At 44.9% G+C, this 20,364-nt stretch carries 21 protein-coding genes; 5 read left to right on the top strand and 16 right to left on the bottom strand.

The genetic code is table 11. The features are described from left to right. Positions 1-84 precede the first annotated feature (84 nt). The 12 genes from RT422_RS00295 to RT422_RS00240 all read right to left on the bottom strand — a co-directional run bounded on the left by RT422_RS00295 (position 85) and on the right by RT422_RS00240 (position 10,550). Positions 85-1,419: an SPOR and LysM peptidoglycan-binding domain-containing protein gene (locus tag RT422_RS00295; RefSeq protein WP_312540156.1), complete on the bottom strand. Its 1,335-nt coding sequence runs from the start codon at positions 1,417-1,419 to the stop codon at positions 85-87. 162 nt (positions 1,420-1,581) lie between these two features. After that, positions 1,582-2,931 carry a bifunctional tetrahydrofolate synthase/dihydrofolate synthase gene (folC, locus tag RT422_RS00290; RefSeq protein WP_313420792.1) on the bottom strand — a complete coding sequence of 450 codons (1,350 nt, stop codon included), beginning with the start codon at positions 2,929-2,931 and terminating at the stop codon, positions 1,582-1,584. Positions 2,932-2,955: 24 nt separating this feature from the next. Then, positions 2,956-3,861: an acetyl-CoA carboxylase, carboxyltransferase subunit beta gene (gene accD, locus RT422_RS00285; protein WP_204156447.1), complete on the bottom strand. Its 906-nt coding sequence runs from the start codon at positions 3,859-3,861 to the stop codon at positions 2,956-2,958. A gap of 148 nt (positions 3,862-4,009) precedes the next feature. After that, on the bottom strand, positions 4,010-4,828 hold the full coding sequence (gene trpA / locus RT422_RS00280) for a tryptophan synthase subunit alpha (RefSeq protein WP_313420790.1): 819 nt from the start codon (positions 4,826-4,828) through the stop codon (positions 4,010-4,012). Positions 4,829-4,865: 37 nt separating this feature from the next. Continuing rightward, the gene (locus tag RT422_RS00275) at positions 4,866-5,459 is read right to left on the bottom strand and encodes a hypothetical protein (protein ID WP_219300116.1); all 594 of its coding nucleotides are present in this window, start codon (positions 5,457-5,459) and stop codon (positions 4,866-4,868) included. A gap of 87 nt (positions 5,460-5,546) precedes the next feature. Continuing rightward, positions 5,547-6,773 (bottom strand): tryptophan synthase subunit beta, encoded by a 1,227-nt coding sequence (gene trpB / locus RT422_RS00270; protein ID WP_313420788.1) that lies wholly within the window; start codon positions 6,771-6,773, stop codon positions 5,547-5,549. A gap of 46 nt (positions 6,774-6,819) precedes the next feature. Further along, entirely contained in the window at positions 6,820-7,041 is a 222-nt protein-coding gene (locus RT422_RS00265; RefSeq protein WP_065263281.1) for a hypothetical protein, read from the bottom strand. Beyond that, the gene (locus tag RT422_RS00260; protein ID WP_095356361.1) at positions 7,041-7,793 is read right to left on the bottom strand and encodes an SDR family NAD(P)-dependent oxidoreductase; all 753 of its coding nucleotides are present in this window, start codon (positions 7,791-7,793) and stop codon (positions 7,041-7,043) included. Before RT422_RS00260 ends, RT422_RS00265 begins: the two co-directional genes overlap by 1 nt. A 72-nt stretch (positions 7,794-7,865) precedes the next feature. After that, entirely contained in the window at positions 7,866-8,432 is a 567-nt protein-coding gene (locus RT422_RS00255; RefSeq protein WP_095356360.1) for a hypothetical protein, read from the bottom strand. Further along, positions 8,433-9,077 carry a phosphoribosylanthranilate isomerase gene (locus RT422_RS00250; protein ID WP_179286579.1) on the bottom strand — a complete coding sequence of 215 codons (645 nt, stop codon included), beginning with the start codon at positions 9,075-9,077 and terminating at the stop codon, positions 8,433-8,435. 129 nt (positions 9,078-9,206) lie between these two features. After that, complete coding sequence (locus RT422_RS00245) at positions 9,207-9,650, bottom strand: DUF2892 domain-containing protein (RefSeq protein WP_050323985.1); 444 nt, start codon at positions 9,648-9,650, stop codon at positions 9,207-9,209. A gap of 18 nt (positions 9,651-9,668) precedes the next feature. Beyond that, positions 9,669-10,550 (bottom strand): MBL fold metallo-hydrolase, encoded by an 882-nt coding sequence (locus RT422_RS00240; protein WP_313420785.1) that lies wholly within the window; start codon positions 10,548-10,550, stop codon positions 9,669-9,671. 299 nt (positions 10,551-10,849) lie between these two features. On the opposite strand from RT422_RS00240, the gene RT422_RS00235 reads away from it, so the two are divergent. The 5 genes from RT422_RS00235 (at position 10,850) to RT422_RS00215 (ending at position 14,534) form a co-directional block, all read left to right on the top strand. Then, complete coding sequence (locus RT422_RS00235) at positions 10,850-11,158, top strand: metalloregulator ArsR/SmtB family transcription factor (protein ID WP_257619619.1); 309 nt, start codon at positions 10,850-10,852, stop codon at positions 11,156-11,158. Between the two features lie 103 nt (positions 11,159-11,261). Further along, positions 11,262-12,977 (top strand): SulP family inorganic anion transporter, encoded by a 1,716-nt coding sequence (locus RT422_RS00230; protein WP_313420783.1) that lies wholly within the window; start codon positions 11,262-11,264, stop codon positions 12,975-12,977. Between the two features lie 63 nt (positions 12,978-13,040). Continuing rightward, on the top strand, positions 13,041-13,373 hold the full coding sequence (locus tag RT422_RS00225) for a TIGR01244 family sulfur transferase (RefSeq protein ID WP_313420782.1): 333 nt from the start codon (positions 13,041-13,043) through the stop codon (positions 13,371-13,373). 30 nt (positions 13,374-13,403) lie between these two features. After that, complete coding sequence (locus RT422_RS00220; protein WP_095356416.1) at positions 13,404-13,853, top strand: YaiI/YqxD family protein; 450 nt, start codon at positions 13,404-13,406, stop codon at positions 13,851-13,853. A gap of 6 nt (positions 13,854-13,859) precedes the next feature. Further along, the gene (locus RT422_RS00215) at positions 13,860-14,534 is read left to right on the top strand and encodes a hypothetical protein (protein WP_313420780.1); all 675 of its coding nucleotides are present in this window, start codon (positions 13,860-13,862) and stop codon (positions 14,532-14,534) included. Between the two features lie 13 nt (positions 14,535-14,547). Here the strand turns inward: RT422_RS00215 and RT422_RS00210 are convergent, their stop codons facing one another. The 4 genes from RT422_RS00210 to RT422_RS00195 all read right to left on the bottom strand — a co-directional run bounded on the left by RT422_RS00210 (position 14,548) and on the right by RT422_RS00195 (position 20,290). Beyond that, complete coding sequence (locus RT422_RS00210; RefSeq protein WP_313420779.1) at positions 14,548-15,027, bottom strand: DMT family transporter; 480 nt, start codon at positions 15,025-15,027, stop codon at positions 14,548-14,550. A gap of 31 nt (positions 15,028-15,058) precedes the next feature. Next, on the bottom strand, positions 15,059-16,024 hold the full coding sequence (epmA, locus tag RT422_RS00205; protein ID WP_007116418.1) for an EF-P lysine aminoacylase EpmA: 966 nt from the start codon (positions 16,022-16,024) through the stop codon (positions 15,059-15,061). A gap of 107 nt (positions 16,025-16,131) precedes the next feature. Further along, entirely contained in the window at positions 16,132-17,235 is a 1,104-nt protein-coding gene (locus tag RT422_RS00200; protein ID WP_313420776.1) for a 4-phosphoerythronate dehydrogenase, read from the bottom strand. 118 nt (positions 17,236-17,353) lie between these two features. Next, positions 17,354-20,290 (bottom strand): hypothetical protein, encoded by a 2,937-nt coding sequence (locus RT422_RS00195; protein WP_313420774.1) that lies wholly within the window; start codon positions 20,288-20,290, stop codon positions 17,354-17,356. Positions 20,291-20,364 lie beyond the last annotated feature (74 nt).

Raw genomic sequence — 20,364 nt, 5'->3', positions numbered from 1 at the left:
GACAAACAATGCGACACAAAATGTCGCATTGTTTGGGTTGTTTGGCCTTGTTTGCATAGTTTGGCTTCAAAAGGTTAAATAGGCTTACCAGTAAAGCACCCAGCCGCTATTGACATCGACGCGGCTATCGTTATTAAGCTTGTCTTTGAGCGCCAAGGCAGCAACTTTGCCTTTTTCTGGACCTACGACGATACGTACCCCTTTACTCGTTTGGGTGGTTTTGACTTTATAGCCTGCCGCTTGTAATTTTTGGGTGATTTCACTGGCTTTTTTTTGGTCGGTTGCCAATGCAACTTGTACCCCAAATGTGCCTTTAACATCCGTTTGTTTCACCGTCTGACGCGCCTGCCTTAAATTGTCTTGTGCCGCTTGGAATGCTTGTTTTTTCTGGGCTTGTTGCTGAGCTTCTAATTTTTTTTGGGCGATTTCTTGTTGACGTTTTTGCTCTTTTAACTGCTCTCTTAACTGGGCTTCTTGCTTTTTACGAGCGATTTCTTGCTGTTTTTGCTGCTCTTTTTGCGCGGCTTCTTGTTTTTTACGGGCGACTTCTTGCTGCTGCTGCAGTAGCGCCTGTTGCTTTTTTTGTTCAGCTTCTTGCTTTTTGCGAGCAATCTCATTTTGACGTTGTTGCTCTCGCGCTTGAGTTTGTTGGGTAATACGGTTAACTTGTGCCGCAGTCGGGATGGTGATAGTTTGCCCGACACGTAAGTTGCTGGTGGTGTTGAGATTATTGACGCTTGCCAATACCTCGACTGGCACATTGTAGCGACGTGATAACCCTATCAACCCCTCGCCTGCCTTGACTTGATAGGCACCAGTATTGTTAGGGGTGGTTTTTGCCACGGGCTGTGGCTGTGCGACGACGGGTGCTGCCACTGTGGGCGTTGGCGTAGCTGCTTGTACTTTAGTTTGCGCAGCGCTTTGGCTCTGTGCAGTATTTTGTGCGCTATTGGGTACTGCAGCTTGCGTTTGTGGTGGCGCGGCGACCGTGTCAACGGGTCGGGGCTTTACCACAGGTTGGGTAATCGCGGTCACTGAGCTGGCAACCACCGAATTGGTATTGGCGGCATTTTTGTTGGCATACAGTTGATTTTCAGCACGGCTACGCGCTAAAGCTTTGGCTTCAATCCGCTGTTGCTCGGTCATGTATTGCTGGGCTTGTTGTTCTTGCGCAGCGACTCGTTGCTCCCGTTCTTTTTGTTTTTGTGCCAGCAAATTTTTTTCGGTTGCGACATCCGCAGTGAGTGGCTCGTTGCTGATTGCCGATTGTTTATCTGTCGTGGGTTTAGCGATAACTTGTTGGCTATTGGCTGCAGGTTTGGCAGGCGCGTTTAAGACTTGGTGCATAGTGGCATATAACAACACGCTACCGCCTAACAATACCGTTGTACCCAATAATGCTTGCTTAGAAAATTTCATGCCAATTACCCTAGTTTATGTGTCTTGATAAATGATTTTTTCAACCTATAAAAATCAATGAATTTTGACTAATCATAGCAAAATTCGCGTGAGCAGTTTTTACCATTGTTGAGATATTAACTGAAAATTTTGAAAAGTAAAATCATTTGACGCACAAATTCGTTATTCACTCAGTGATTGGCTGGTCAGTACACCGCTGATGGTATAAAAAGAACCACACACCAAAATTAGGTCATTATCTTGGCTTCGGTCAATCACCGATTGGGTCGCTAAACTCAAATCCTCAAAAACACATACAGAATTAAAATAGCGCGGTAACAGCTCAGTTAAGCGCTCTTGGCTACTCGCTCTAGGGTGAGATATAACGCCGCTGTGAACACTATCAATCGGCATAACCGTCTGGGAAAATTGCTGTAGACGGGCGAGTACAGGCTCGATGTCTTTATCAGCGAGCATGGATATGACCAAATGCAATTTGGCGGTTGGATGCTGGCGTTGGTAAGCATGTACATACGGCGTGAACTGCTTGAGCAAAAACTGCATCCCATGGTCATTGTGGGCAACATCAAATACCCATTGGCGAGCTGACATGCGTCTGCTGTCAAAACGCCCTGCCAATTTTACCTTCGGTAACGCAGCTTGAATGTGGTCTTGGGTTATGGTCAATGGGCTGGCTAGGAGGGCGGTGATAGCGGTTGCGGTATTATGCAAAGACAGATTGGGGATAGGCAACGATAAAGTCACCGCGCTATTGCTATATTGCCATGTCGCTGCCGCCTCAGTATGGCGGTAGCCGTAATCTTTGCCAAACTGTAGCAAATGGGCATGGTGCTGTGCAATCAAAGGCGCGATGGTCGAGGGCATATCGGTTTCGCCATACACCAATGTGAGGTTATCACGCAAAATACCGGCTTTTTCTACCGCGATTTTTTCACGGGTGTCGCCGAGCCATTCGACATGGTCGATACCCACATTGGTAATCACCGCAAGGTTTGGCTCGATGACATTGACGACATCGAGGCGGCCGCCTAACCCCACCTCCAATACCCAGACATCACAGTGGTTTTGGGCAAAAATCAAAAACGCGGCAAGCGTCGTCATTTCAAAAAATGACAGCGTCAACCCACAATCCAATCTCGCCTGCTCGATTTTGGCAAACGCATCAATCAAAGTTTGGTCATCGACCATTTCTCCGTTAATTCTGACACGCTCGTTAAACACCAGTAAATGCGGCGATTGATATAAAGCGGTTTTATAGCCTGCTTGTTGACAAATCTCGGCAATAGTGGCGGTGGTTGAGCCTTTGCCATTGGTGCCTGCCACAGTAAACACAAAGCCATCGGTTTGCTTTATACCCAATGCTTGAAATACGGGTATCACCCGCTCAAGCCCCATATCAATCGCGGACACATGGATGCCTTGCATGTAGTTTAGCCACTCGGTTAACGAGCTTGAAACGCTAGGCGGCAATGGGGATGGTGAGAGTACGGCTGGTGAGCTTGACTGTTGCATGGATGAAACCGTGATAATAATGAATTAGTGAGCCTGACGAAAATAGGTCATTTTTTTGAGTAAGCGATGAATCGTTTCTTTCATTTGTAAACGATGGACGACCTGATCGACCACACCATGCTCTACCAGAAACTCAGCGCGCTGGAAGGGCTCGCCCAGCACCTCGCGAACGGTTTGTTCAATCACCCGTTTGCCCGCAAAACCAATCATGGCTTTGGGCTCTGCCAAATGGATATCGCCTAACATCGCAAGCGATGCCGTTACACCGCCATACACAGGATTGGTCAGTACCACAATATAAGGAATATTGGCGTGTTTGAGTTTCTCAATTGCTGCGGCAGTACGCGCCATCTGCATGAGGGATAACAAGCCCTCTTGCATACGGGCGCCACCCGATGCGGCAAAACACACCAGCGGGATTTGTTCTTTGAGCGCCGTCTCGGCAGCGAGCACAAATCGATCGCCTACCACAGAGCCCATTGAGCCACCCATAAAAGCAAAATCAAACGCACAAGCCACCACGGGTAGCCGCTGAAGTTTGCCTTTCATGACGATAAGCGCTTCGGTTTCGCCCGTCTTGGCTTGCGCTTCGCTCATCCGTGCTGGGTAAGGTTTGCTATCGACAAAGTCTAAGGGATTGCCTGCTTGGTACTGCTGCCCTAGCTCGTCATCGACTTGGTCAAAAAACCAGTTCAGACGCGTGCGTGCGGTCATGCTAAGATGTTCATCACACGATGGGCACACGTAATTATTAAAAATCAGCGCCGTATTGGTGATGATTGAATTACAGTTGGGACATTGAGTCGATGGTTCGGTCTCAACCGCCGTCAGTATTTGCTTGGCACGCGGCTTGATGGTGGGCAATGGGCGTTTTAACCAAGTTTCTTCCAGTGTCTGTCCCATCGGTTGAGGCTTCATATCAGTGCTCATAATAAATCCCTATTAACAGTGCAATTTAAGAGTGCCATTGAATAGTAGTTGTTTGAGTGTACAAGTACAAACTCATTTTGTAATGCGTATGCTAACTGATTTTAGCAATAAATGAAATGATTAACCTCAAATACCTCAAACCATTCTATCACTCAAGACTATCAATCGCCTGTCTTAGCTCATCCATTTTATCTAAGATGGCTTTTTTGGCATGGGCGATTTTTTGTTCATCGTTGCCCACCTCCGCAAAGTTTTTCACTAGCTCACTACCGACAATCACGCCATCGGCATATTGTCCGACTGCTTTTGCCGATTCACCATCACGAATACCAAAACCAACACACACAGGCAAAGCAGTTTGTGCTTTAATCGCTTGGACGTGTTCGCCCACATCTTGGGCATCTAATGCTTTTGAGCCTGTTACGCCTTTGACCGATACATAATAGATAAAACCACCGCCATGTTTTAGCACTTGCTCACGGCGTTCTGGCAAGGTGGTTGGCGCAAGTAAAAAGATTTCGTTCATACTCGATGCGGCAAGTTTTTGGGTAAAATCGCCCGCTTCTTGCGGCGGTAAATCAACCATTAAAACACCGTCAATCCCTGCATCTTGACAAAGGCTGATAAACTTGTCATAACCGATGATTTCAATTGGATTCAGATAGCCCATGACTAGCACTGGCGTGGTGGTGTTGGTTTTACGAAACGCTTTTACCATCTCAATCGCTTGGCGGGTACTGGTGCCGCCTGCCAATGCGCGCTCGCCTGCGAGTGCGATAGTTTCACCGTCTGCCATGGGGTCTGAGAAGGGTAAACCTACTTCGATGACGTCTGCGCCGTGGTCAACGAGTTCATGCAGTAAGCTGACGGTAACACTTGGGTTTGGGTCGCCTGCCATCACATAAGGAATTAAAGCTTTTTTGTTTTGCGCTCGTAACGTGTTAAATGTGGTTTCAATTCGGGTCATAGGTTTTCCTGATATTAGCGTAAATTTATTGGGAAGTTTAAATAGCTTCCCATTTCATTAAAATTTCAGCTTTCGGCTTATAGAATATTTTCAAAGGATTGTCTTTTGCCATTTGCTGTTTATTATTTATCTTTTGATAAGTGCCACTATTGATTCTCACTTTATATTGATATTTGCATTTTTGTATATCACTATCGCAAGAGTTTGGATTTTCTTTATCATCAAAAAACAAATAATACTGTTTCGTCCCACGATATTCTTTTATTTGGGTTGTGTATTCATCAGCCATCGCTGTTTTGGTGGGCTCAAAAACAGCATAAAAGCTCTGTTTAAATTCAAATGAACCAAGAAATAATATAATTGCTAAAAATATGATGACCAGAATGCCACTTCTAATATCGGCTAAAACACTATCATTCCCTTGTCGCATTTTTTGAAATATAAAATAGCTAGCTGGCATTATTGAAAGAAAAACCATACTAAAACTAAGTTGGTATAAAATCTCCCAAATACCTTCGTGAAAATTGGCATAAATACCGATTAGAAAGTAAAAAGCAAAAGCCATGTACAAATAATAAATTATTTTGTAGCTATTAGTTGGCAGTTGCATTTCAGTATTATTTGTCATCATCCACATTAATTCGTTAAACTTTATCTCTCATAACTATAAATGTAAAACCGAGTGAATTTAAGCCATTCCAATTGAGCAGATTATCAATCAAATCTCAATCCCGTCACGTTTCATGACGGTATGCAAATCTTTATCCCCACGACCCGACAGATTGACAATAATCGACTGGTCTTTGCTCATGGTTTTGGCAAGTTTCAACGCATACGCAATCGCGTGTGAGCTTTCTAGTGCAGGAATAATGCCTTCTTTTTGGGTACATTCACGAAATCCCACCATCGCTTCTTCATCGGTACAAGGTACATACTGCACACGGTCGATATCCTTTAAGAAACTATGCTCAGGACCCACGCCAGGATAATCAAGCCCTGCTGAAATCGAATGGGTGCCCAAAATTTGCCCATCATCATCCGCCATCAAATACGTGCGGTTGCCGTGCAATACGCCCACTCGACCGACGGTAAGCGGTGCAGCATGGTTGCCTGTCTCGACCCCATCGCCACCGGCTTCTATACCATACATTTTGACGTCTTTATCATTTAAAAAGTCATAAAACAGTCCAATGGCATTACTACCACCACCGACACAAGCGACCAACGCATCGGGCAGTTTGCCTGTTTTTTGGTAGTGTTGTAGTTTGGCTTCTTTACCGATAATCGCTTGAAAGTCACGTACCAGCATGGGGTATGGGTGCGGACCTGCGACAGTACCAATGACATAATAAGTGCTATCAACATTGGTGACCCAGTCGCGCATGGCTTCATTCATGGCGTCTTTGAGCGTGCGAGTGCCCGAGGTGACAGGCACCACTGTTGCGCCAAGCAAACGCATGCGATACACGTTCATGGCTTGGCGTTCGACATCATCTGCGCCCATATACACCACGCACTCTAAGCCCAGACGCGCCGCGATGGTGGCAGTTGCTACGCCATGTTGCCCTGCGCCTGTCTCGGCAATGATGCGTTTTTTGCCGACCATTTTGGCAAGTAAGGCTTGACCGATGGTGTTGTTGACTTTGTGAGCGCCGGTATGGTTCAAGTCTTCACGTTTAAGATAAATCTGCGCGCCACCGATATCATCGCTTAGGCGCTTGGCATGATAAAGTGGCGTTGGTCTGCCGACATAATTAACCAAATCGTCTTGAAAAGCTTTCCAAAATTCGGGGTCAGCTTTGGCAGTGTTATAGATATGCTCAAGTTGTTCCAGTGCCGCCATCAGGGTTTCAGAGACAAAGCGCCCCCCATGAATGCCAAAATGTCCACTGGTATCTGGGTATTGATTGAAGTCTTTTACTTCAGTTGGGTTTTGAATGTTCATTGTTGTTCCTTTATTTAATATTGCAATCTATAACTAAGATTAATGTTTAAGACTCGAATTTCGGTTTGGATTCGTTGAATAGTTGTAAACCACTAATTTCTTCAAAACAACGACCATTATCCCAACGTACATCAACACAATCTATATCATCAACAGAGAAAGGCGGTTCAACTATAGTTCCAACGCCCTCACCTCTACCCCAACTATCAAAATCATTTTGTTTCCAGGTCTTAGGGTTTTTAATGACTTTATCGCCAACTTTAAACATTACAAATCCTTCACTACTTTTAAACCTGCAAAGGTTTGTGCGGTTGGCATGACTTCGATACGGTTGATATTGACGTGTTTGGGCTGTTCAATCAGCCATGCCACCATATTGGCGATATCTTGTGGGGTGACATATTGCACGCTGTCATAAACTTGGGCGGCTTTGGCATCATCGCCGTGAAAACGAATATTGCTAAACTCTGTGCCACCGCATAGTCCTGGCTCGATATTACTGACACGGATATTTTTACCGACCAAATCGGCACGCAAGTTTAGGCTAAACTGAGTCACAAAGGCTTTGGTGGCGCCATACACATTACCACCAAAATACGGATAACTGCCTGCAGTTGAGCTTAAATTAATAATGTAGCCGTCATTGTTGGCGACCATGAGAGGTAAAATTTCATGGGTTAAATGAATCAAGCCTAGAATATTGGTATTGACCATTTGTTGCCAATCGGCAAAGTCTGTTTTATCCGCGGGTTCAAGTCCCAGTGCCAATCCTGCGTTATTGACTAGCACATCTAGGTTATTGAGTACATCGCTTGGCAAAGTTTGTAAGGCGGTTTTGGTGGCGGGCAAGTCCGATATGTCAAAGTTTAGCGGGATAAAGTTGTCGCCCAGTTGTGTCTGTAGTTCGTCCAGTTTTTCTTGGCGTCTGCCAGTGCCGATGACGGTATGACCTTTTGAGATGAGTAATTCGGCAATTGCCTTGCCAAACCCTGCGGTTACGCCTGTGACCAAGATATTCATAGTAATTCGTCCATCATAAAATCTTACGTTCTATTATACTAGTACGTTAGTATATCATTTTTTATTAATTTATCAATCGTTTTGATTTTTTTGTGAAATCTGTAAGTCATACAAAACTTCAGCTCTCGGTTTATAAGTAACGGTCAAATCATATATTTGACCAGTTCTTAATTTTTGATAAGTTGATTTGTTAATCTGAACTTTGTTATGGTCAAAATATAGAAAGTAGTTGTCCACACCAACTCTTTTGGCTTGCTGATAAGATTTCACTTGATAATCACTTGTTATGATAGTTTTTTTATTTTCTAAAATCACATAAAGTGCTGGTGTTACTGCTTTTTCAACGAAAAATAATGCACTAAATATAAAGACAAGGACAAAAGCTAAAAATCCAATCATCTGTGCAAAACTTTTAAAATTCGGTATCGCTTTGAAAAAGATATAAATAAAACTAACAATGCCAAAGAGAAAAAACGCCCCGACAAACAAGGCAACCAAAACTATTTCAATACTTGCAGTTAATCCTTCATTCCAATCTAAAAAAGGGCGGATTAAAACGTATAAAAACATCACAATGCCAATTATAATAAGTAAATTCAAATGCTTGGGCTTTTCTTGAATGTCTGTGTTAAATGCCATTTAATTTCTCACTTGATTCACAAATTCACGCATTTTCTCCAAACTTTTCACCCCTTTTGCTGACTCAATCCCGCCACTCACATCCACGCCATAGACATTGGTTTTGGCAATCGCTTCGCCCACGTTATCCGCCGTTAAACCGCCAGCCAAAATAATCGGTAACGGCGAGTGTTTGGGGATTTTATCCCAATCAAAACTATCGCCCGTTCCGCCAAATTTATCGGGATGATAGGCGTCAAGTAGCACGCTACACGCGCCAAAGTCTTTAAGCTCTTTGATTTGTGCGACAATCGTCTCCGTGGTGTCATCATGGCTGATGCGTAATGCCTTTATCCAGCGTTTATTGATTCTATCCGCCATCAGCTTGCATTCTCGCGGCGATTCATCCCCGTGAAACTGCACGATATCAAACGGCACGTGATGTGATAGATAAACCAATTCTTGCTCGGGCATATTGACCACCAATGCCACCACCGTGGTAAACGCAGGCACAGCTTTAGCAAGCTCACAGGCTTGCTCGGGGGTCACTGCTCGCGGACTTGGCTCATAAAATACAAAACCCACCGCATCCACACCAAGATTGACCGCATTTGTAATATCTTCAAGTTGGGTAAAGCCACAAAATTTGACCGCTGTATTTTTCATTGAGTTGTGTTTGTCTTGAAAATGATAAAAGCTAGTATAACGAAAAAAGGCACCCAAACGGATGCCTTTTCTCAGTCTTTTATTAGGCTATAACGAATGTCACATTCGCTTAAATTAAAGCCGCCTAGATTAAGCCTCTTTTTTTTCTGATTGTTCTGACTTTTCCGCCTTGTCTGCATCGTCAGCTTTCTTGGCGTCTGCAAGTTCTTCTATTTTTTCCTGAGCAGTCTCTTTAAGCGTGGCTGCTTTTTCTTGAACTGTTTCTTTTTTTTCTTGAACTGTTTCTTTTAAGGTTTCAGCTGTTTGCATGACACTGTCAATCACTGTGCTTTTATCATCAGCGCTATCTTTCGCATGGTCTTTGGATTGCGCTTTAGAGTGCTTTTTGCTATCTGCTGCTGATTTGGCGGTGTTGATACCCAGCATGCTATAACCAGGACAATGACCTGTCGCACCCGATACCAAGGGTATTAAGCCAAGCATTTTCATCTTTTTGCTTTTCGCTGATTTTAGTAAAGCTAGACCTGCCACAACACGCACGACTCGTTCTTTGTTTCCCACGTTGGTTTTCATTTATTATTCTTCCTTATTTTATGATAATTGATTTAAGGGAATTTTAAGGTAGCGAACGCCATTGTCTTCTGGTTTTGGCAATTCACCTGCATTGATGTTAACTTGTACTGATGGCAAAATCAAACGTGGCATTGCAAGTGTTTTGTCACGTTGGTTACGCATTCGTACAAATTCTGCTTTAGGCGTGCCTTGTTTGACATGAATGTTGCGTAATTTTTGCTCACCGACATAAACCGTTGCGATATGCTCACGCCTACCCTTGGGTGGATAATCATGGCAAAGATACAGCAGGGTATCATCGGGCAAAGCTAATAAACGCTGAATCGAGTCATACAACTCCTCGGCACTACCATGGGGAAAGTCACAGCGTGCAGAGCCGACATCAGGGGCAAAGATAGTATCACCGACGAATACCGCCATTTTTTCTTTGCCTGCGCTTTTATCCGTCACTTTATAAGCCATATCGGCTGGGGTATGACCCGGTACATGCATGGCTATAATGCTCAAATCACCCAGTGTTAACTTGCTGCCTTCCTCAGTCAAAATATCAAATTGACTGGCATCGGTGTCTAGGTCGTCAAAGTTAAAAATGGTTTTAAAGGTTTTTTGCACCTTATCGATATATTTACCCATCACTATTTTACCGCCTAATTGCGCTTTGATATAAGGCGCGGACGATAAATGATCGGCATGGGCGTGGGTTTCGATGATATAGTCAAGGGTCAACCCTTGTGATTTGACAAACCCAATGACTTTATTGGCATTGTCATAGCTAATTTTGCCGGCTGCGGGGTCAAAATCCAATACTGGGTCGATGATGGCACAGTGTTTGCTAGCTGTATCGACTAGGACGTGGGTAAAAGTTTCAGTGTCTTTGTCTAAAAAAGAATGAATGTTCATAAATTTTCCTGTTATCTAAAAACGCTTTTGGCATATCTTTATGGCAATTTCAACTGAAAAAACACTTTATACTTTTGTATAATAGCCGCATTGTAAGGCGTTGCTCAATTCATTATATTATTTTATAATATGTTTTTCAATATATTGTATTGGCGCAAACGTTTATTGATTTTAAAATTATGTGATAAGTTTGATGGTAGCACCAGTTAGTATCAGCGATTGCGTATCAGCCATCAAAACACCTTGGGGGAAAAGTCATGTCTGAAATTGCCGAACCGCAGTCCGATGCGCCTGTGTCGATGGATGCAACCATGCTCGATCAAATGCACGCTGCTGCAGGAAAAGCCAGCCAGTTGTTAAAGTCGTTATCTCATCCTGACCGCTTGATGCTGCTGTGTCAATTGACGCAAGGTGAGCATTGTGTGAGTCAGCTTGAAGAGAAAGTGGGACTGGGTCAACCAAGTCTGTCGCAGCAATTGGGGATTTTGCGTAAAGATGGTTTGGTCAACACCCGCCGCGAAGGCAAACAAATCTATTATTCAGTCGCTAGTGACGATGCGTTGGCAATCCTCAATGTACTGTATGATCGCTTTTGTCAGACAAAATAATTAAATCTAAAGCTAACCAGTCTGCTAGTTTATTGGAATTTATTGGAAGCTAATTTATCGGACACTAATTTATCAGAGTAACCACTGTATCGGGATAACCACCTTGCCATTACATTTAGCCGACTTGCGACGATTACCCCACTGGGTAACGCACTATAACAAGGCAAATCTCAGTCAAGATTTGTTGGCGGGTGTTATCGTGGGTATTTTGGTAATTCCGCAAAGTTTGGGCTATGCCATGCTGTCGGGGTTGCCCCCTGTATATGGGTTATATTCAGCGATTGTGCCGGTACTGGTGTATGCGTGGATTGGCGCAAGCTCGGTCAATGCCGTCGGTCCCGTGGCGATTACTGCGATTATGACCGCACAAGCGCTGCAGCCCTATAACGAATTACCGCCCATGCATTATGCCATTATGGCGTCGTTTTTGGCGCTGATAACAGGGACACTATTGTGGCTAGCAAGCGTGTTTCGGCTCGGCTGGATTACCCAGTTTATTAGCCGTGGCGTGACGGCAGGGTTTATTAGTGGCGCGGCGATTTTGATTTTGGTCGGGCAAATCAAATATGTGACGGGTATCGCGATTAGTGGCAATTCACTGCTAGAGAATGTTGAAACTTTTTTGTTTCACCGCCGTGAGTTGCACGTGCCCACCTTGATGGTCGGTGTTGCGGCATTCACCGTACTAATTATCAACCGCTATTATCTTAAAACTTGGCTCAAGCCTTTATTGGCTGCCAAAGTCATTGAGGTCATCACGCGCATGTTACCTCTTGGGGTACTGGCAATCGGTATTATCGCCAGTCAAGTTGGCAATTTTGCCGATATCGGTATTCGCACGGTGGCGGATGTACCCAGTGGCTTGCCGCATTTTGTGCTGCCGTTTTATCAGATTTCGCCCGTTGAACTCATTAATTTATTACCTGCAGCCGGGTTGATGGCGCTGATTGCGTTTGTCTCTAGCAACTCGGTTGCCAGCTCATTTGCGCGACAACGCCATGAAGCTTACGATGCTAATCTGGAACTTAAAGGCTTGGGCGTTGCCAATATCGCAGGTGCGTTTTTTCAGTCGTTTACCATTGTTGGTGGCTTCTCACGCACCGCGGTAAATGTCGATGCGGGTGCGCAAAGTCCGCTTGCCAGTATGTTATCGGTACTGGTGATGGCATTGGTATTGCTGTTTTTTAGCCAGACTTTAGAGCCACTCCCCTATGCTATATTGGGCGCTACGATCATGTCAGTGATTATCAGCCTGATTGATGTACAAACGCTCAAGCAAGCGCTGCGCTATGACAAACTCGATGCGCTGGCATTTGGCGTGGCACTCGCGGGTGTGTTATTGTTTGGGCTAAATGTTGGCTTGGTGGCGGGGCTGTTTGCCTCCTTTGCAGGCCTGATTTGGCAAACCAGCCATCCGCATATCGCGATTGTGGGTCAAATTGGTGATACCGGGCATTTTCGTAATGTTGCACGCCATGCAGTGACCCAGTTTGATGATTTGTTGATCATTCGCATTGATGAAAGCCTGTTTTATGGTAATGCCCAGTCCGTACTACAGTTTATTGAGCAAGCGATTGCCAGTCATTCACAGACTAAAAATCTGGTGCTGATGTTATCGGCAGTCAATCACATCGATTTGACGGCACAAGATATGCTCATCAATTTAAACCAAAATTTGGCGGCTCAAGCTATCGCCCTACATTTTTCGGAAGTCAAAGGGCCTGTGATGGATGTGATTGAAAAAACCGATGTAATTCAAAAATTAACAGGCAAGGTATTTTTAAGTACGCAACAAGCGGTTAAACAATTAACCCAATAAATATACTTGTCGTAGTCAGTAAAAACATGAATAATCAACGCTAACTTTATAAGGAAACACAACATGCCAAACAATACTGTTTTTTATGGTCAAATCCAACCTGAGCAAGTTGACAAAATCGGCGCGCAGGGCTTTAAAACCATCATCAACAACCGCCCCGATGGCGAAGAACCCAACCAACCGCTGCAAACGGATATCGCTACTGAAGCACAGCAAGCAGGGCTCGCCTATCATTATCTACCGGTCGTTGGTGGTCAATTAACCCGTGAGCAAGTTGAGCAGTTTGCCGAGATTTTTAATCAAGCAGAAAAACCCGTGTTTATGTTCTGTCGTTCAGGCAACCGCTCAAACGTGTTATTCCAGTCTGCCAAACAGCTTGATTTACTAGATGACTAATCCTTTTTAGTGAAAGCCATGACAGCAAAAATTACCCTGTGGATAGACGCTGACGCAATTCCCAATATTGCCAAGCAAATCATCATCAAAACCGCGGAGCGCACGCAGACGACGACAATTTTTGTCGCCAATCGTGCCATTGCTTTGCCGCGTTTGCCAGTTTTGCAGATGACAGTGGTCGAAGGCGGTTTTGATAAAGCCGATGACTATATCGCAGCGCACTGTGTGGCGGGTGATGTGGTCATCACCAGCGATATCCCCCTCGCCAATGACTGTATTGAAAAAGGCGCCAAGGTAGTCACCTCTCGCGGTTTTGTGTATGACAAAGACAACATCAAGCAAAAGCTTAATATGCGCGATTTTATGGATACCATGCGAAGTACGGGCGTGTTAGAACCTTCACAGCAAGGTGGACAAGCGCCCTATAGCGATAAAGACAAACAAGCCTTCGCCAATATTTTAAATGCTTGGATTCGCTAGTTGATTATGCTAAACCCTATTAGTGCTATTAAGTTATTGTATCAACTGGAAAATCACCCCGAACCGCTGGGTGTCAGTCAGGCGATGATTGAGCAAAATGAGCAGGCCTTGCGCGTTCAATTACCTGCAGGTTTATATCATTATTTATTGGCTTTAGGCAATATTGCTAGTCTCAATAGTGGCTTTAATCACCTTGGCTTATTGCCGTTAGAACGCTTGGGCGACCATCTTGTCATTGGCAAAACCTGCGATAATGACGGCGTTTGGGGTATTCATGTCGATGACCTAAAACAACTCAATCCCATGGTGCAAATGAGCCGCAACTTTGATGCGATTGAACAAAGCGAGATTCATTGGTTTGATGAATTGCCACTGGCTGAGTTTTTGCTGGCGCAAGCGATTATTAATGGCGTCAATGGGGGATTGAAACACCATGCACAAATTTATGATTTTGATGGCATCACAATCCCACAGGATTTGGAACAAAAACTACAAAGTTTAGCCAGTGAAATCACCGAACTGCAACAGCCGCATGAGCGCTATTTTCAAGCTGAGGATTTTGGCGTGGTGATGTTATTGGGTATGGATGAGTCTATTCCCAATGCCTTTATGATTGGTTCGCAAAATGAACACAAATTCAATGACTACATCCATCAATTAGCGATTGGATTTGCAAATTAACCCAGCCGTAGCATTATAACGACTTAGCAAACCATTTTTGTCCAAACATAAAAAACGATACGCCCACCAGCATCAATACAATCCCTAAAAATTTACTCCAATGCAGGGTTTTAACAGGCATACCAAATAAACCCAAGCTATCCACCACCATGCCCATGACCAGCTGACCTAAGATAAACAAAAACACCGTATTGGCAACACCGATTTTTGGCGCTAAAAAAATCGACGCAAAAACAAAAAACGCGCCCAGCGCACCGCCAAGCCATTTCCACCAATCACTGATTTGCATGTCTGATAGACCCGATTGTACCGCTTGCCAATCGACAAATAGCAAAGACACCAAGAACAATAATAGCGCGCCAACTGTAAACGATACAAATGCTGCCATTAACGGTTGACCACCAAACATTGCGCCCAATCGGGTGTTAATCGCTGCTTGAATCGGGATGCCCAAGCCTGCCATCAGCCCCAAAAATAAATGCCAAATTTTCATATTAATTCCTATTTTTTTGAGTTCACTGCTGTTAGGCGTGAGGGGTGGGTAAAGCGATGACATCGCGGATATGGGTTTTGCCCGTTTTAATCATCAGCAGCCTGTCAATGCCAAGCGCAATGCCACTACAAGCTGGCAGGGCATCACAAGCTGCCAGCAGGTTCTCGTCAATTGGCATCACAGGTAGCCCGCGTTTTTTACGCGCCACATTGTCTTCATCAAAGCGCAGACGCAGCGCTTGTCCATCAGCCAGCTCATCATACGCGTTGGCGATTTCAAGACCATTGATATACAGCTCAAAGCGTCTAGCTACCCGATTGCCATCTTTGTCTGTGACCGTCTTGGCAAGCGCGGCAGTGGCGACAGGATAATCGTAGATGAGTGTCGGTAGCGCTTTTCCCAAATTAGGCTCCACCAAATGACTAAACAATAAATCTAACCAGCCTTGGTGATCCTCCCCCAAATCAATGTTAAGACCATTATCTTTGGCGATGGCTTTGAGGGTATCGCAACTGGCGTTGAAGGGATGAATTTTAACAAAATCCATAAAGGCATCCACATAGCGATAATGGTCAAAAATCACCGGATAGCCGAGTACCGCGGATACCAAGTCATTGGTCTCTTTTGCCAGTTCATCCAAGCTAAAATTGGGACGGTACCATTCAAGCATGGTAAATTCAATGTTGTGGCGGCTGCCAATTTCGTTGTCACGAAACACGGGGCAAATCTGGTACATCGGTACTTGCCAAGCTGCCAATAGACGCTTCATGGCAAATTCGGGTGAGGTGTGCAGATAATAGGTTGTTGGATGGTCACTCACAGTGACATTGCTAGAGACGGATTGCAAAAATATATCAGTGTTGCCCGCCTGTGACATCACTGGGGTTTGCACTTCTAGCACCTGTCGCTCGGCAAAAAACTGGCGAATGGTGGCATACATCGCAGCACGGGCTTGGGCGGTTTGTAGGGTGCAAGTAGGTTGATAAGTGGTTGACATAGCAGTTTGAATAGTTGGATTTGCGACAATATTAGCAGACCCAAAAAAAATAGCTAGTATTTTCCCATACTGGCTATTTTTGCTTTATCTCACGTTGAGTATTTTGATCAAATTTTAAACACGTATGATTGCCATTCACGGCGAAGCGGGTAATTCTTACGCAGGTTATCAAAGTCTTTGCCTTCAATATCACCGTTTGCATTTGCCACACTACGTAAACGCTTGTCATCGGCTTTGATATCATACATCACAGGAATTTTATTGAGCAGTTGATGGCGCTCGTGGTCTTTGAGTGGGTTATGCACTTCTTGAAACAGCGGCACTTCAGCTGGCATCAAGCTATGAAAATCAACCGTTGGGGCAACCTGTAAATATTTGCATAAGGCATTGTAGACAAACTGTGTGCCCCTAAGTTTGCCTTCTAGGGTATAACCGGCGATATGCGGGGTGACGATACTACAGGCTTTGAGCAGCTCTGCATCGATATTGGGCTCGTGTTCAAACACATCGAGTACACACACATTCGGGCTTGCGACAATATCATCACGACCGAGCACTTCACCGCGTGAGGTATTGATGATGATGGCAGTATCGGATACCGTTTGCCAGCGCGCTTGGGTCATCAGATAGTCGTGATGGGTGGGATATGAGCTGTTGTGCGCATGCGTCAGTGGCACGTGAAAGCTAATCACATTGCTTTCTTGCAGTACAGTTTCAAGTTTGGCGTTGTTCACCACCGACGGTGGTTTGAGTGGGTCATAGCCCAGCACATTCCAGCCATAGGAAATCGCATATTGCGCGAGGGTATTACCGATATTGCCCACCCCAATAATGCCAAGGTTAATGGGTTTGAATAAATAATCAGGGCGCAAATTGGCAATCGCTGCCACCACATATTGAGCAACCGAATGCTTACTACAGCCAGAGGCATTGGCAAAAATGATACCGCGCTTGGCGAGGTACTCTACGTCGACATGGTCGATGCCGATGGTGGCACTACCGACAAATTTGACGCTTTTATTGTTGTCTAATAACAGCTTGTTGACAGGCGTGACGGAACGTACTAACAAAATATCAGGCTGATGCTCATCTATCACAGCCGCGTCAATCTCACGCCCTGCCATCGCAATCAATTCGATGGGTCGCCCTAAAGTGTGTTCATTAAAAAAATCGCTTAAATGAGCAATATTGCCATCAGCAATAATTTTCATATTGTATCCCTATCTTTCTTTTTGTTGTCATAATCCAACTTACAGACCGTTAGCATAACAAATTTTTATGACCTTTTGATGCGTATGCTGACTTTTTTCAAATAAAAATTGGGGAAATTTATCGCATCAATTTGACCAGTATCATCATGATAATCAAAACAAGCACCCCACCGATAGCAATCACTAGGAGTTTTTTATCTTTGGCTGTATCTTTGGTGGATAATTGGGTTTGTAAGCGCAGCTTGTCATTCATGAGTTGCTGCGTCAATTCATTGGATAGTGAGGCTGGTGGCGGCGCTTTTGGTGTCTGGGCTACCTGTGATGTTGACTCTATCGATGGCTGTAAAGTTGGCTTCACATCAGCAAGTTTTTGCCCAGTCGTTTGTTGAATAGTGGCTTGTTGAATAGTCGCTTGTTGCATACTGCCCTGTTGCTTAGCAGTAGCTGACATGGGGTTTTCTAGCTTGTCTGACAACACGATAGCTGAACTTTGTTGTCGGCTAGGTGCTCGATTGGATGCTCGATTGGGTTTAAATTTTGGCCATAGCCGCTTTTGGGTTGCGGCATCGGTGCTATCCTGTGCGTATTTTTGCTGCCAGTGGATATAGGGAAGTAAATCATAATCTTGCCCAAATTGCTCATAAGCCAAGCTTAGCCAGTAATGATAATAGGCTTTATCCCATAATTGGCTAGGCAATACCATAATTTCGCCCTGCTCGGCTTTATTTTGGTAAGCAGTAGTATGAATGATAATGGGCACTATGCTGTTTGATAACATGCCATTGGGCAAATGACGCCGCCAAATCCAACTGGTAGTTATCCGATAGTTTGTCGCTGCGATACTGGCTGGATAAGCCAAGTTAAACACCCTAGATGTGTCGTCTTGGCAATGTAATTGATAAAACGCCACGTCGGGCGCAGCATTTGACGGCTGATTGACTGTGCCAACCGTATCCATTAATTGACTGGCCTTGGCTTGCAAATCTTCTACCCTTGCTTGCCCGCTTGCATCAAACAAAATGTCGGCACAACTCACCCGATGGTTGGCAAAAGGCGTGTCTCGTTCCTCTTCTGATATAGGCTTGGTTAACGCCGCATCAGATTTTATCACCACGCCCCACACCACTTTGCCATAACGATATAAATCCTCAGTCGCTTCTACTTGCCGATACAGTTCATCTTTAATCAAGTTATCACTGACGTATACCTGCAAATAGCCTTGCTCATGGTGGCTGGCTTGCAAAATATGTTTGGCCAAATCAAACCCGCGCCAATCAATGCTGGTATAGTCAAAAGCTGCCATATTCACAGTGGGTTGATTATCGAGTATCGGCAATAGCGCAAAATCAAAATGGGTCACTAGCTGCGTGTTTTGTTGCTGGATACGCTGATCTTTGGGTGGCAATACCCAGCTATCAAGTTGATTGACATAGGCATCTTGCCACAGCGTCTTGACCGCGGTATTTTGTGTTGAAGGTGCACTTAGCAGTGCTTGGTAAAAGTGCGTGGTTAACGCGGTTATTTGTTCCGAGGTAAGCGCTGTTTGTGCGCCGTTTTGATGACTGACTAACGGATAAATTTTTAGACTGTGCCAATCATTCGCGGGCTGATACGGCAACACAAGCTGCAACTGTAAGCGAGGGCTTTCATACACCCATATTTCAATGACCACCCCTTCGGTACGCCCCATCGGCAAATTGGTATAGCTATCAAAACAGCCAACGATTATGGGGGCTAATTGTGGATTTTGATGCAGCGTTTGGTAGAGGCTATCAATCAGCGTGTCTGTATCTGTAGCTGTAGCTGTAACCGTGTCTAAATCCGTATCGCTAGGAGATAACAACTTAATATTGGATGGATTAAATGCGGTTAATTCATCGGCTTTATTGTCGCTGCTATGGGCTTGATAGACAGAAGGTAAAATCGGCTGACCTTGTGATAACCTTGATAGCACAGATGCCACCAACGCACCCGCCGCCTGCATGGCTGACGTCCAATGCGCTGGCAAGTCAGCGGTAGCGCTCACAGCGTCTTGATAAGGATAAACCGCTAGGTGACCTGCATTTTGCCGTTGTAAAATATCGGCAAACTCAGCAGCGGTAGTCGGAAAACTGCTAGCAAGTCCAAATAACCGATTGGTCACTACCAGCATTGGCGTGCGATAGCAGTCCTCAAACAGCAGCACAAAACTATGCTCAAGGCATTCAGCAAACGCCTCGCCCAAGCTGTCATACATCTGCGCAAAAGATACCCAGCGCACGGGCGCATTGGCCAAGCGACTGCTGGTCACGCCAATATAAAACCCCAGCAAATAGCAAAATGCTTGATGTGAGGCATCTTGCAAAAAGTCCAGATAATCCGCTTGCGTAAACCCAAACGCCTGCTGAATAGCCGATAACGCCTCATCAATTTGCACCAAACTATCACGGCTATGATCAAAATTCACCGCTGCCAGATAGGTAGAAAATGCGATAGCGTCGTCTTGTAGTTTGCCTGTTTTCACTTTTGCCAAATAGCCCCGACACACCGCCTCAGGCGATTGTAATAAGTTGACTTGCGATTGCTGATACACGGTCTGCGTCATCTGGGCAATAAACTGTGGCAACACATCCTTACCCTGCAGCAAATCTGGTAATAGCTTAAGCGGTTGGCAATAGACTTTGTGCCCGATGTGCGCGGTGAGTGACGCGTAAAAATCGGCAGGTAACTGTGACTGGATGGGGTACTTATTTTGCCGTGCCAGTTGTGCTGACATCCTGTCATAGTCATACCAAGCAATCGGTTGCCCGGTGGTTTTGGCTAAATAGTCTGCAATATAGGCGGCGAGCGCTACCACAAACGCTTCCCCGCTTTGGTTTGCCAATAATTGTGGCAATTGAATGTGGCGTTTTGCCATTGCTGCAAAAAACCGACTGAGCTGTTGTAGGCTGTTGGCTGAATAATCAAAGTCAATCTTTTGCAAGTTTTCCCAAAACAGGATCTCAAACGGCGGTGTCTGCTTGGTCTGCAAATAATATAATAAGGTGTTGACTTGTTGGGCGGTGGTCGGCTTCATCGGGGGTTTTTGGCAACAATTTTTTATCATTTTGGGGTAAATTGTTGGCTTTGGCAAGTGCTAGCCGTGGGTGC

The organism is Moraxella sp. CTOTU49803 (assembly GCF_032097965.1).
Lineage (GTDB): Bacteria > Pseudomonadota > Gammaproteobacteria > Pseudomonadales > Moraxellaceae > Faucicola > Faucicola tetraodonis.
The sequence above is the reverse complement of the archived record's forward strand: the minus strand, read 5'-3'. Positions and strand labels throughout refer to the sequence as shown.

Excerpts from the sequence above, each read along its gene's own strand:
- RT422_RS00260 (WP_095356361.1), bottom strand. The coding sequence starts at position 7,793 with ATGAATATCTTGGTCACAGGCGTAACCGCAGGGTTTGGCAAGGCAATT.
- epmA (WP_007116418.1), bottom strand. The coding sequence starts at position 16,024 with ATGTCAACCACTTATCAACCTACTTGCACCCTACAAACCGCCCAAGCC.
- folC (WP_313420792.1), bottom strand. The coding sequence starts at position 2,931 with ATGCAACAGTCAAGCTCACCAGCCGTACTCTCACCATCCCCATTGCCG.
- RT422_RS00195 (WP_313420774.1), bottom strand. The coding sequence starts at position 20,290 with ATGAAGCCGACCACCGCCCAACAAGTCAACACCTTATTATATTATTTG.
- accD (WP_204156447.1), bottom strand. The coding sequence starts at position 3,861 with ATGAGCACTGATATGAAGCCTCAACCGATGGGACAGACACTGGAAGAA.
- RT422_RS00240 (WP_313420785.1), bottom strand. The coding sequence starts at position 10,550 with ATGAACATTCATTCTTTTTTAGACAAAGACACTGAAACTTTTACCCAC.
- RT422_RS00255 (WP_095356360.1), bottom strand. The coding sequence starts at position 8,432 with ATGGCATTTAACACAGACATTCAAGAAAAGCCCAAGCATTTGAATTTA.
- RT422_RS00250 (WP_179286579.1), bottom strand. The coding sequence starts at position 9,077 with ATGAAAAATACAGCGGTCAAATTTTGTGGCTTTACCCAACTTGAAGAT.
- RT422_RS00200 (WP_313420776.1), bottom strand. The coding sequence starts at position 17,235 with ATGAAAATTATTGCTGATGGCAATATTGCTCATTTAAGCGATTTTTTT.
- RT422_RS00235 (WP_257619619.1), top strand. The coding sequence starts at position 10,850 with ATGGATGCAACCATGCTCGATCAAATGCACGCTGCTGCAGGAAAAGCC.
- RT422_RS00265 (WP_065263281.1), bottom strand. The coding sequence starts at position 7,041 with ATGTTTAAAGTTGGCGATAAAGTCATTAAAAACCCTAAGACCTGGAAA.
- trpB (WP_313420788.1), bottom strand. The coding sequence starts at position 6,773 with ATGAACATTCAAAACCCAACTGAAGTAAAAGACTTCAATCAATACCCA.
- RT422_RS00275 (WP_219300116.1), bottom strand. The coding sequence starts at position 5,459 with ATGATGACAAATAATACTGAAATGCAACTGCCAACTAATAGCTACAAA.
- RT422_RS00225 (WP_313420782.1), top strand. The coding sequence starts at position 13,041 with ATGCCAAACAATACTGTTTTTTATGGTCAAATCCAACCTGAGCAAGTT.
- RT422_RS00210 (WP_313420779.1), bottom strand. The coding sequence starts at position 15,027 with ATGAAAATTTGGCATTTATTTTTGGGGCTGATGGCAGGCTTGGGCATC.
- RT422_RS00245 (WP_050323985.1), bottom strand. The coding sequence starts at position 9,650 with ATGAAAACCAACGTGGGAAACAAAGAACGAGTCGTGCGTGTTGTGGCA.
- RT422_RS00215 (WP_313420780.1), top strand. The coding sequence starts at position 13,860 with ATGCTAAACCCTATTAGTGCTATTAAGTTATTGTATCAACTGGAAAAT.
- RT422_RS00295 (WP_312540156.1), bottom strand. The coding sequence starts at position 1,419 with ATGAAATTTTCTAAGCAAGCATTATTGGGTACAACGGTATTGTTAGGC.
- trpA (WP_313420790.1), bottom strand. The coding sequence starts at position 4,828 with ATGACCCGAATTGAAACCACATTTAACACGTTACGAGCGCAAAACAAA.